Source organism: Acinetobacter sp. NPDC052428 (assembly GCF_044547685.1).
Lineage (GTDB): Bacteria > Pseudomonadota > Gammaproteobacteria > Pseudomonadales > Moraxellaceae > Acinetobacter > Acinetobacter lwoffii_G.
This window is the reverse complement of the sequence record NZ_JBIUAT010000008.1, coordinates 76,561-87,540: the sequence shown is the minus strand read 5'-3', so window position 1 is coordinate 87,540 and position 10,980 is coordinate 76,561. Positions and strand designations below refer to the sequence as shown.

The 10,980-nt window shown below is 40.2% G+C and carries 11 protein-coding genes, 1 tRNA gene and 2 pseudogenes; 11 read left to right on the top strand and 3 right to left on the bottom strand.

Annotated features, from left to right (window positions below):
• The 6 genes from ACIG3F_RS07340 to ACIG3F_RS07315 form a co-directional block, all read left to right on the top strand.
• Positions 1 to 343: IS30 family transposase (locus ACIG3F_RS07340; RefSeq protein ID WP_396469716.1), on the top strand; the 343-nt coding region annotated here is incomplete at its 5' end.
• A 394-nt stretch (positions 344 to 737) separates the two neighbouring features.
• Entirely contained in the window at positions 738 to 1,700 is a 963-nt protein-coding gene (locus tag ACIG3F_RS07335) for an AAA family ATPase (RefSeq protein ID WP_396469715.1), read from the top strand.
• A gap of 12 nt (positions 1,701 to 1,712) precedes the next feature.
• A complete protein-coding gene (locus tag ACIG3F_RS07330; RefSeq protein ID WP_396469714.1) occupies positions 1,713 to 2,618 on the top strand; it encodes a DUF58 domain-containing protein in 906 nt (301 codons plus the stop codon).
• Between the two features lie 13 nt (positions 2,619 to 2,631).
• A complete protein-coding gene (locus ACIG3F_RS07325) occupies positions 2,632 to 4,626 on the top strand; it encodes a transglutaminaseTgpA domain-containing protein (protein WP_396469713.1) in 1,995 nt (664 codons plus the stop codon).
• Positions 4,627 to 4,673: 47 nt separating this feature from the next.
• Positions 4,674 to 4,750 (top strand) — tRNA-Val (locus ACIG3F_RS07320).
• A 175-nt stretch (positions 4,751 to 4,925) separates the two neighbouring features.
• Positions 4,926 to 5,243 carry a hypothetical protein gene (locus ACIG3F_RS07315; protein ID WP_396469712.1) on the top strand — a complete coding sequence of 106 codons (318 nt, stop codon included), beginning with the start codon at positions 4,926 to 4,928 and terminating at the stop codon, positions 5,241 to 5,243.
• Between the two features lie 629 nt (positions 5,244 to 5,872).
• Here ACIG3F_RS07315 and ACIG3F_RS07310 read toward each other — a convergent pair.
• Positions 5,873 to 6,816: pseudogene (locus ACIG3F_RS07310) on the bottom strand (diguanylate cyclase).
• 748 nt (positions 6,817 to 7,564) lie between these two features.
• Here ACIG3F_RS07310 and ACIG3F_RS07305 point away from each other — a divergent pair.
• Both ACIG3F_RS07305 and ACIG3F_RS07300 read left to right on the top strand, forming a co-directional pair.
• Positions 7,565 to 8,020 (top strand): helix-turn-helix domain-containing protein, encoded by a 456-nt coding sequence (locus ACIG3F_RS07305; protein ID WP_004647755.1) that lies wholly within the window; start codon positions 7,565 to 7,567, stop codon positions 8,018 to 8,020.
• Entirely contained in the window at positions 8,010 to 8,576 is a 567-nt protein-coding gene (locus ACIG3F_RS07300; protein ID WP_143115427.1) for an IS630 family transposase, read from the top strand. Before ACIG3F_RS07305 ends, ACIG3F_RS07300 begins: the two co-directional genes overlap by 11 nt.
• A gap of 179 nt (positions 8,577 to 8,755) precedes the next feature.
• Here the strand turns inward: ACIG3F_RS07300 and ACIG3F_RS07295 are convergent, their stop codons facing one another.
• Both ACIG3F_RS07295 and ACIG3F_RS07290 read right to left on the bottom strand, forming a co-directional pair.
• Positions 8,756 to 9,046 (bottom strand): hypothetical protein, encoded by a 291-nt coding sequence (locus tag ACIG3F_RS07295; RefSeq protein WP_004280169.1) that lies wholly within the window; start codon positions 9,044 to 9,046, stop codon positions 8,756 to 8,758.
• An 81-nt stretch (positions 9,047 to 9,127) separates the two neighbouring features.
• Positions 9,128 to 9,369 (bottom strand): annotated as a pseudogene (locus ACIG3F_RS07290) (S24 family peptidase); the annotation flags it as partial.
• A gap of 167 nt (positions 9,370 to 9,536) precedes the next feature.
• Between ACIG3F_RS07290 and arsC the strand changes: the two are divergent.
• The 3 genes from arsC (at position 9,537) to ACIG3F_RS07275 (ending at position 10,980) form a co-directional block, all read left to right on the top strand.
• Positions 9,537 to 9,971 (top strand): arsenate reductase (glutaredoxin), encoded by a 435-nt coding sequence (arsC, locus tag ACIG3F_RS07285; RefSeq protein WP_004280168.1) that lies wholly within the window; start codon positions 9,537 to 9,539, stop codon positions 9,969 to 9,971.
• Between the two features lie 208 nt (positions 9,972 to 10,179).
• Positions 10,180 to 10,500 (top strand): metalloregulator ArsR/SmtB family transcription factor, encoded by a 321-nt coding sequence (locus ACIG3F_RS07280; RefSeq protein WP_396469711.1) that lies wholly within the window; start codon positions 10,180 to 10,182, stop codon positions 10,498 to 10,500.
• A 6-nt stretch (positions 10,501 to 10,506) separates the two neighbouring features.
• Positions 10,507 to 10,980, top strand: coding sequence for an arsenate reductase ArsC (locus ACIG3F_RS07275; RefSeq protein WP_396469710.1), 474 nt, complete (start codon positions 10,507 to 10,509; stop codon positions 10,978 to 10,980).

Here is a 10,980-nt window from a genome sequence, read left to right as displayed (position 1 = left end):
AACAACCATCAGCCTTCTTGAACCGATCAAAGATCAGCTAAAGACGATTACTGCAGATAATGGTAAGGAGTTCAGCCTACATGAGTATGCTGCTCGAGTATTAGAAATAGACTGGTATTTCGCTGATCCCTATAGCGCTTGGCAACGAGGCACGAATGAAAATACAAATGGCTTAATCAGGCAATATATTAAAAAAGGCAGTAATTTAAATGCCTATACGGATGAATATATCTCAGAAATCACTCAACGTTTGAATCATCGCCCAAGAAAAAGACTCGGCTTTAAAAGTCCGAGTCAGGTATTATGGCAACAACATGGTGTTGCACTTCAAATGCTAATCTAAGTTGTTTAAAACTGCTAGGGAAATAGACGATTCGGTTAAATCTGATGTCATTGATTGAGCTAACCGAGAAAATTTTTATAAAAACCCAGTAAATCACTTAAGTCTCTATACCTTTTAAGTATGATTCTTTTCAAATAGAGGAATGAGCATATGTCGATATTTTGAAATTGGAGCGAAAAGAAAAATGATCGCTATTTGTGCTGATCATTTTATTTGTTGTCTGCGCTTCTTACTTCTTTTCAACCTGATCATTTTGACTCTTCTATTATTTGAATCCTCGTCATTTTCAAGCGAATATTTTTATCCTCTTACACAGACAGATGATTGATCTTTTGGGAAAATTTAAATTTCAGTGTATGTTAATCTTAGGCCATGTTTTATTAAGGAATTTATTGTGATCTGGGGCATGAAACAAAAGGAAAATAACGACATTGCACATATCAATACAGTGCTTGAACAAAAAATTGCAAGTTATGCACCCAAGATCCAGCGTTTTTTTGAAGAAGTTAATGCCATTGTGTTGGATAAGCAGGCTCAGACCAAACTGGCACTTTGCTGTCTGATTGCAGGTGGGCATGTCTTATTTGAGGATTTACCTGGATTAGGTAAAACCACATTAGCCAGCAGTCTGGCACATCTGGCTGGTTTAAAGTTCCAACGCATCCAATTTACCAATGACATGCTGGCCAGTGATGTTATCGGCATTAATATGTTTAACCAGAAAGAACATCAGTTCGAGTTTAAACAAGGCCCGATTTTTACCCAGATTTTACTGGCAGATGAAATCAACCGTTGTAGTCCCAAAACCCAGAGCGCCTTACTCGAGGCCATGGAAGAGGGTTATGCCACCATTGATGGGGTGCGTTATGCCTTACCGAAACCTTTCTGGGTGATTGCCACACAAAACCCGCTGTTTCAAAGTGGAACCTATGCTTTGCCGGAATCCCAACTGGACCGTTTCCTGATGCGTTTGTCTTTAGGTTATCCATCGCGCCATGCAGAAAAACTGTTATTACAGCAGGAATCTCGTTTTGCCCTGATTGCCAGTCTGGCACATATTTTTACTGAAGATGAAATTCTGGATCTGCAAAATCTGACTCATCAGATATTTATCAGTGAAGCTATTCAGGAATATTTGCTCGATCTCGCAGAAGAAACCCGTAAAAGCCGTCATGGACTTTCTACGCGTGGCCTTCTGGCTTTGAAGCGTGCGGCACAAGCGCATGCCCTGATTCAGCAACGTGCTTTTGTCACACCGGACGATGTACAAGCGGTATTTGTCGCGGTAACTTCGCATCGTCTGGGTTTAAGTGAAGCTGAAACTTTTAATGTCATGCAACAGGTTGCGGTCAGCTAAAGGAGTCCTCTCTTGGATAAAACCTGGCAAAAATGGTTGGTCAAACGCTTTCAATTTTCACAGCAGAAACAGCTCTCGCAGAAAGATGTCCTGGTATTTATTTATCAACAGGGCTATCTGTATCTGGTTTTGATCTTCATCACCTTTGTGGCTGGGGTGAACTATGCCAATAACCTGATTTTAGGTTTCTGTTTTTTAATCAGTGCGGTGCTGTGTATCAGTTTTTATCTGACTTTTAAGCAATTGCATGACCTGAAAATTGAATTGATCGCAGATGATGTGGGGCAGGTGGGTCATAGCGTGAATCTGCATCTTTATTTTCAACAGCAGCAGCTTCGCCCCCGTTATTTGTATATCAAAGCAGGAAATCAGCTAGCGAAAGTTTATCTGAATGCAGCAAAGCAGCAATTTATTCTGCCATTTTATGCAGAGCAACGTGGCAAGTTTGATTATCCGGTGATTCAGATTTATTCGGTTTATCCCTTTGGGTTAGTTCGAGCCTGGACCTATCTTTATCATCAGCATTCGGCCTGGGTCGCGCCTAAAGCTGAAGTTTTTAGCACAGAAAATAAATATCACTTTAACCGTTTTGAACCGGATATGGATGAGTTTCGTGAATTGCGCAATTACCAGTCAGGCGATTCCTTGCAGGCGGTGTCCTGGAAGCAGTTTGCGCGTGGACAAGGCCTGTATGTCAAAGTCTTTGAGCAATATCAGGATGAACACAGTATCGAGATTCATTATGCACATATGCCGAGTCAGTCACATGAAGAAAAACTTGAATTTGTGATGGGTCTGGTCGAGCAGTGCGAGCAGCAGCAATGTGCGTATAGTCTGCATTTGCCACAGGCCGAATTGCCTCAGGGCGCAGGTGAAGAACAACTGCGGAAAGCCAAACAATTGTTGGCGCAGGCCTAAGGCGGGTAAATTCATGATCAATGCAAAAATCCGTACCTCGATTGTGCTGACTTTGGGCCTGATTCTCATCGCCCAGATGGCATTTATTCCGGTTCTACTCAGTATTATTTTTGCGATTAGTATTGTATGTATCTGGATTTTCCTGAAACGTCAGCAGCCATTTCCCAAAACGGGCACTTTTCTACTGACGGCTTTGGCACTCGGCAGTATTTATTTGAGCCATCATAGTTTTATTGGTGTTGAGGCTGGGGTAGCAGTTTTATCTACTTTTTTATTTGCTAAATCACTGGAAAGTAAAAATAAACGTGACCTGATTATTCTGTTTAATTTTGCCCTGTTTGTTGTTGCCAGCTCATTCCTATATAGCCAATCTTTTGGGATGGCGATTGTGATCGTGCTGTGTTTAATCAGCTGTCTGATTGGTTTGTACCGGATTCAGACTAGCGATTTTGAGCAGGAGCAGATCACTCAGCGCGCAGCATTGCAACAGGATGCCAAACATGTAGGCAAGTTTATCTTGTACGCTGTTCCATTTTTTATCTTGCTGTTTATTTTCTTTCCGCGCTTGCCACCACTTTGGCATATTCCCATTCCTGAAAATAAGGGTGTGACCGGCATTGGCGATAGTATGTCACCTGGGGATATTGCTGAATTATCCCAATCCAGTGCCCTTGCTTTCCGGATTATTGGTGATATCAGCAAGCTTCCGCCACGCTCAGAACTCTATTGGCGAGCCTTGGTGCTAGATGAATATGATGGGCAACGCTGGACCAGCAGTTTCGTCAATCAGCAGCCTTTAATGCGACAACCGATGGATACTTCACCCGTACCTACAGGCTGGAACTACCAATATCTGGCTGCGGATCCTTCGGTGTTCTGGATCATGGGGTTGGAAAAATCGATACCTGTGGAACGCCGTTATTATAACCGTCAGGATTGGAGCATTGTGCCGAGACGGCTCACGCAACGTGTTGAACCGATTTCGTTACAATGGATCGGAACGGGATATGAACCTCAGGCTTTGCCAACGCAATATATCGAGCGAACGAATACTCAGGTGCAGCGCCGACTTGACCCGCGAGCGCAACAATTAGCACAACGTCTCTATACGCAAAGTGCGGAAGATCCTCGGCGTTATGTACAGAAAGTCTTGAACTGGTATCAGCAGAATAATTTTGTTTATACCTTAAAGCCGGGCCAATTAGGACAAAACCGGATTGATGAGTTCCTGTTTAATTCCCGGCAAGGCTTTTGTGAACACTATGCCTCGAGTTTCGTGATGTTGATGCGTTATGTCGGGATTCCTGCACGGGTGGTCACCGGCTATCAGGGGGGGGAGTTGGCACCAGATCGCATGAGCTGGGAAGTCCGGCAGCTCGATGCGCACGCCTGGACAGAAGTCTGGATTGACCAGAAATGGCGACGCTTTGATCCAACCGCAATGATCGCTCCACAGCGTATAGATGATGGCATGCAAAATCTGCTTTCTCAGGATGCATGGGTATCGGCAAATCAGTCGACCTGGAACTCGCAGCATAATCTATGGGTCACCAAACTACGCGTTTGGAGCGATTATGCCAGCTACCAATGGCAAAGTAAGGTGGTGGGTTATAATGCAGAATCACAACAAAACTGGTTATCAAAATTAGGCCTCGGTTCAGTTTATTCGAGTGTCATAATTTTACTGGGCAGTATTGCGCTATTGATTTTGGCCTATATCTTCAGAATTTATCTAAAAGCCCGACAGGCGCAATCTCCATTTGATCGTGCGATTCAACAGCTGAATCAATCTCTAACTGATCATCTCAAAAAACAGCCTGCAGAAACTTTTCATCACTGGATGCAGCGTTTATCTCAACAGGTTCAGATTGAAAACCAGACTGCCTTTATTCAAGCTATACAGGTTTTTGAAAAAAATCTTTATTCGGGAACCCCAATAACTGAACAAGAATTGAAAAAATTCAAGGATTTGCTTAAAACTTGCGCGGACGTTTTAAAAACTAAATGAAAAGGCTTGTTTTCGGTCGGAAAAATTTATAATATGCCAAGCATTCTAGGTGTATAGCTCAGTTGGTTAGAGCGCTACGTTGACATCGTAGAGGTCAGCAGTTCGAGTCTGCTTATACCTACCAAGATTCTAAACGTTATGTTATAAGGGTTTTAAGCGAAAACAGTAGCTTAAAGCCCTTTTTTAATGCCTTGAGTAAAGTGAGCCGTTATCCGCACTATCTGCAAAACCCGTATTTTATGCAGTTATTGCCGTTAAATTTACGTCAAGTTTACGTCAAGAATTGTGGAAATTACGTCATGAAATTACCCAAGCCCAGAAAGCGCGGTTCGGCCTACTACATTGAACTAATGATCAATGGAAAACGTTCTTCAGCAACTCGTGATACCGCAAAAGAATGTGAGCAAGGGGTAGCTCAAAAGATGCTTGAAGCGAAGGTCAATCAGATGGCGGAAGACTTGAGCATAAAACAGTACTATCCCTTCAAAACATTTTTTCATAAATACTATGATGAGCATGGCCGTAAACTTCGCGGATCCAAATACGTCAAAGAACAATTAGCGCCGTTTGATGAAAAGTTTGGTGCACTGGCAGATATGTCTATTCATGACATTTAGCTTAAATATTTCAGCTCAAAGTGCCGCAAATTAATAAATTGATTGAAGTGCTGCACTTGCGTTGTACTCGGCTGGAATAGGCTGATCAGCCACAGGCAGATTCGCAGTGTAGGTTCAGTCAATTTTTTATCACGCACAGCGCTTGCTTCATGCTAGATGACATCTTCTAGGGTTTGCGCATCGTAAGATGTTGCTGATGCTGATATGCCTTAAAGAAGAAAGGTAAGAGCAGATAGATCTGTATAAATGTTTGGGCCTGCAGCATTTCGGCTTGTATGACTTTTTTACGTTGGTCACTACGGCGCTCGCTGGCGAACTTAAGGTTTTTTGGCATGGACTTTTATTATTTTTATAATCAGTCTTCATGATAAAAGTAAATTGTTGGTCCTAACCGTTTGATCAAAAACCTGGGAATAAACTGCAGGATTTTTGTTGGAAAAGTCGCAATTTTGATAGGGCTAAGTGCAGAATTAAAACGGATTAAAGATCTTAATGATATGAAAAATAATAGTTTTTATTTCAAAAAATCTCTAGGGTTTTCGGTTGTATTGAATTATTTCAATAGTACATCTTCAGATTGTAGATAAGGCCTTACCAGATACAAAGACTGCATCGGGTAAGTAGTTTAATTAATGGCTACTCGATTTGACCATAACTTTATTCTGATACATCTTTGCATCTGCTTCTTTGATAGCTTCAGCTAACCCAAAGGTTGGATTACGCATTGCAAAGCCAATTGCAGCACTAATTCCAACTTTTGTAAAAGTATTTTGAATTCTTGATGCAAGCTTCTTCGCATGCTCTAAGTTAGTTTCAATGGTCATCACAGCAAACTCATCACCCCCTAAGCGAGCGATAATATCATTACTACGTACCGTGTTTTTGAGAGCTAAAGCCATTCTTTGAATGAGCTCATCACCTGCAGCATGACCCAGAGTATCATTTGTGATCTTAAGATCATTAAGGTCTATCATAAGAATAGCAGTAGGGTGACCATAACGCTTACAGCGCTCTTCCTCTTTGATAATAAGCTCATCCCAAGCACGACGGTTGAAAAGTCCAGTCATTGGGTCGGACATTGCTTCCATTTCAAAACGCTCAGCTTTACGTATGTACTCAGCAGCTTTCATATCAGCTTGAATCGTATAACTGAGTACCTTTGCTATCAACTCGAATAATGGAGCATCTTCAACAAGTATTTTAGGTTGAGGTTCGGGATCAATTGCACATAGAGTGCCAAAAAGAGAGCCATCTTCTTTATACAGAGGTTGGCCGATATAGGCTTTAATTGAGACTAGGTGATTTATAGGTGCATCTGCGTAAACTTGAATATCAGGTGAATAGGGAGCAATACGAGGCATATTACTTTGTACCATGTGTGAGCAGAATGAGTCTGCCAATGAAATACTTGTCCGGGCTTAACGTTATAGCCATTATCTTCACTCAATAATACAATCCAGTCGTCACCCTCAGTACGAGTAATCATCCACAATTTGAAGCCAAAGCGTTGAGATAAGAATTTTAAAATGGCTTGGCCAGCTTCTTCAAAGTTATTAAAGTTAATATTATTCATGAAGTGAACCTACTGCAACAGTAAGAATATATATGCGAAATACCCAATATATGAGTAATTCTTATAAACGGGAGCCTAAAAATAGGTATTATATAGAAATGTGTGAAATTTATATTAAAAATAATACTTAAAGAAATTTATTTTTATAATGAAATTTAAAATTAGCCTGCGGTTAGAAATACCAAGATGTAATTTTCTTATTACTTATGAAAAAATGCAATCACTGCCATTATAGCTGCGATATTCATAAGTATTAGAAATATATAAAAAGTCATAATGAATCGAAGCTACCAAAAAATTTTCAAAATTATAGTTCTAAAGAAGCATTTTAAATGTATCTTAATTATTAACAACGAAAGGAAATTGTAAAGTCGAAAGGAAAAGTGTCTAACCCTTTATATTATAATAATATTTATATTAATTTAGTGATTTATCCAAATCATTCAACAGTTTATCTTCATTGTACGCATTGGGGGGACAATCTTATAAGAGCTGGTATATAGTTTCCTTTAAATTTTTTGGGATAAGCTTCACATATAAGAAAAAATATAAAGTTTATTGTTATTTAACTTTGAATTATATAGAGAATCTTATAAAAGAGAACTCGTACATATCGGATTGTTTAATATGAACTTAGAAAAATAAGAGATTAAAATCATGTCATCGTTTCTAATAATTATAGGATTTATAAGTTGACAAAAATAACTAATGATGCGAAAAGGTTTTTTTAGTTAACAGATGTTCACACATGCCTAGAATTGTTTCTGTACCACTTAGTTTAGAACAGCGAGAACGACTCATTTTTCTGGTCAAGCATGCAAAACATTGGCGTGAAAGGCAACGTGCCCAAACTATTCTCTGGCTTTCCGAAGGTAAAAGTGTTGCGGAAGTTGCCACTCTACAAGAACGTATCCCAGAAACCATAAGGCTACAACGCCGACGTTGGGAATTGTATGAGTTTGAATCGATTAAAGAAGGCCATCGCTCAGGTCGACCCAATACATTGATCTCAGACTATCAGGCGAAAATCCTAGATTGGGTCAATACAAGTCCACTCAATGCAGAACAAATCCGAGTCAAACTACATGAAGAATACGAAGTGTCCGTGTCTGTTGAAACCATTCGTAAGTTTTTACGTGATTCAGGTATGGTCTTCAAGCGTACCCGTCATAGCTTGAAAAAAAAGAGATCCGATTGCATTTGAACAAGCAACACAGCAGATTGAAGAATTACGAGAGCAAGCGGCACGTGGTGAAATTATATTAGGTTATGTTGATGAAACAGGATTTTCATCTACACCTGATAACCGCTATGCGTGGACAAAGATAGGTGATGTTCATGCGGTTGATGCAATAAGATTAAAACGAGTTAATGTCATGGGGTGTTTGCTTTCAACGGGGAAACTGGTGACAAGCTGTTTACAAGAGTCAGTGAAAAGCACTTGGTTTTATGCCTATTTAACTGGAATAGCTCAACAAGTAAAACAGATGTATAACCTTCCATTGGTTCTTATTGTTGATAATGCCTCGATTCATAGAAGTAAAAAGATGGCTGATTACAGAGAGCTACTTAAAACTAACTTTTCGACGAATCTGTATTTTATTCCAGCTTATAGCCCTGAGTTAAATCGAATCGAGATAGTATGGAAGCAGATGAAATATTATTGGCGAGATTTTCAAGTCATGACAGCTGACAAAATAGAGCAATGGGTGGAGAAAGTATCAAACCAATTCGGAAAAGAATACATGTTTACTTTTTAATGACAACTTATGATGTTTTATAGGGATAATTTTTAGACCACATATTTCCCATAAAAAGGTCAAGAATTATATAGCTGCAAAAGCTGCTGGCTTCTTATGTATGTTACCAAGAGTATTTCTATTTTGTCTTAGATCTTATTTAACATAAATCCCCACGCTAGGGGGACTCGATTCTAGTCTTAAAAAACTTCGTAATTACATACTTCTATTCTTGAAATAAAATCGAGAGGCATTGTCAGTCTCTCAGCTGTAATAGTTTCAAAATGAACCCAGATAGCAGCATCTCTATTCTCAAAACTAATACTTACAAGTTTAACTAAGTCGTAAGGTTCAACATTATGGGTCAAGATAATATTATAGAGGTGATCTGAGCGTACGTACGAAATAAGCATTTGATGGATAGTTAATTGCTCTTTACTGCTTAACTCACTGTAATTACTTAGTTCTGGTAAATCATTTTGAATATTCACTTCAATCCTTAACAATCTTAAATTTTCTGTAGAAAACGGCGATTTTATCAATTTAGACAACGCTGAATATATTGGCTTTTGTTAATTCTTTCTAAATCTTGTTCTCGCTCGATAAACATAGCGTATACAGTTAACTACCTGACCTACAAATATACATTGGTTGTTTAACTCAATAATATTTGGCTTGAACTCTGGACTTAGAGCCTGAAGATATCTTTTTCCATTTGTCTCAATAACTAATTTTTGAAAGTAGCATCATCACCGTAACGAACCATAATAATGTCATCAGATTGCATGTCTCCGTAATAAGCATCCGGATCAACTGGACTGCTCCCAGTATCCTAGACATAAGACAGCCTCATTTTGAAACTGTTTCCAATGGTTTTAGAGTCCTCATCTCAGATTTTATTCATAAAGCACATATATTTTATATTGCGAATATGCGTATATTCATATATAAAACTATGATTCATTGATAAGAGGGAAGCTCATGAATCAAATGCCAAAAGTCCAAATTTATCATAACCCGGCCTGTGGCACCTCACGCAATACGCTGGCGTTAATTCGCAATGCGGGAATTGAGCCGGAAGTGATCGAATATCTGCTTACGCCACCCTCGAAAGATCAGCTGGTCAACATGATTCGGGATGCCGGTTTGACGGTTCGTGAAGTGCTCCGTAAAAATGTCGATCCCTACACCGAGCTGAATCTGGATGATGCCGGCTGGAGCGATGAGAAACTGCTGGATACCATGCTGCAACATCCGATCCTGATCAATCGCCCGTTGGTGGTTACCGAGTTTGGAACCCGATTATGCCGTCCATCGGAAGTGGTACTGGATATTCTGCGTTTGCCACAATTAAAAGCCTTTGCCAAAGAAGACGGTGAAATCATCGTGGATGAACAGGGCAATCGGGTAAAATAAAGTGTCCCCCCATGCGAAAAAGCTTCAACTTGATTGGAGCTTTTTTATCTGAAAAACACATTGACGATGATCTATATCGGAAAAAGCGGGAAATTGTTCAAGCGAGCGCTTTCTGGTAGGCATATTCTGATCTGGATATCATTTTTGACAAATCATCTTTACCATATATATGGATATGTGTATATTTGCATAAAAAATGGGAGCAATTATGGACCACGTTCAGTTTTTTAAATGTTTATCTGATGAAACACGTCTCAGTATTGTCCTGCTAATTGCACAAAACAAAGAGCAATGCGTCTGTGATCTGACCGATAAACTGCAGTTAAGCCAGCCGAAAATTTCACGTCATCTGGCCTTGTTACGTTCTTGTGGTTTACTCAACGATCGCCGGCAAAGCCAGTGGGTGTACTACAGCATTAATCAGCAATTGCCGGCCTGGTGCTTTGAAATTCTGGACGTACTGAAACGTAGTGACGTTCCGGTTTTATTTGATTCTTCCGCTCTATCGATTCAGAGCCATTGCGAGTAAGTTTTCATGAAATTTTTGTTTTTATGCACGGGGAACAGTTGCCGCAGCATTCTCTCTGAAGTGTTGTTCAATAGCCGTGCGCCAGAAGGCTGGGTCGCTTACAGTGCTGGCAGCAAACCTTCCGGTCAGGTGCATCCCTTGACGCTTGAAACCCTGCACAATCTGGGCTTGTCGACTGAAGGCTTATCCAGCAAGACGATTGATGCCTGTGAACAGTATCAGCCAGACGTGGTGATTACCGTCTGTGATGCGGCTGCACAGGAAGCGTGTCCTCTTTATCTTGGCGGAGCGATCAAGGCGCACTGGGGCCTGTCTGATCCGTCCCATTTAGAGGTGGATAAAGAAGAAAAAATGCAAGCCTTTATGAACACTGTTGAACATATCAATCGTCGCCTGGATGCTTTGTTTAAACTTAACGTAGATGAGCTTTCTCGCTCGCAATTGATTGCAGCGATTAATCAAATTTCGAATGTTGAGTAA

Bases quoted from the DNA above. Each gene is read 5' to 3' on its own strand.
- ACIG3F_RS07280 (WP_396469711.1), top strand. From the start codon at position 10,180: ATGGACCACGTTCAGTTTTTTAAATGTTTATCTGATGAAACACGTCTC.
- ACIG3F_RS07325 (WP_396469713.1), top strand. From the start codon at position 2,632: ATGATCAATGCAAAAATCCGTACCTCGATTGTGCTGACTTTGGGCCTG.
- arsC (WP_004280168.1), top strand. From the start codon at position 9,537: ATGAATCAAATGCCAAAAGTCCAAATTTATCATAACCCGGCCTGTGGC.
- ACIG3F_RS07275 (WP_396469710.1), top strand. From the start codon at position 10,507: ATGAAATTTTTGTTTTTATGCACGGGGAACAGTTGCCGCAGCATTCTC.
- ACIG3F_RS07315 (WP_396469712.1), top strand. From the start codon at position 4,926: ATGAAATTACCCAAGCCCAGAAAGCGCGGTTCGGCCTACTACATTGAA.
- ACIG3F_RS07305 (WP_004647755.1), top strand. From the start codon at position 7,565: ATGCCTAGAATTGTTTCTGTACCACTTAGTTTAGAACAGCGAGAACGA.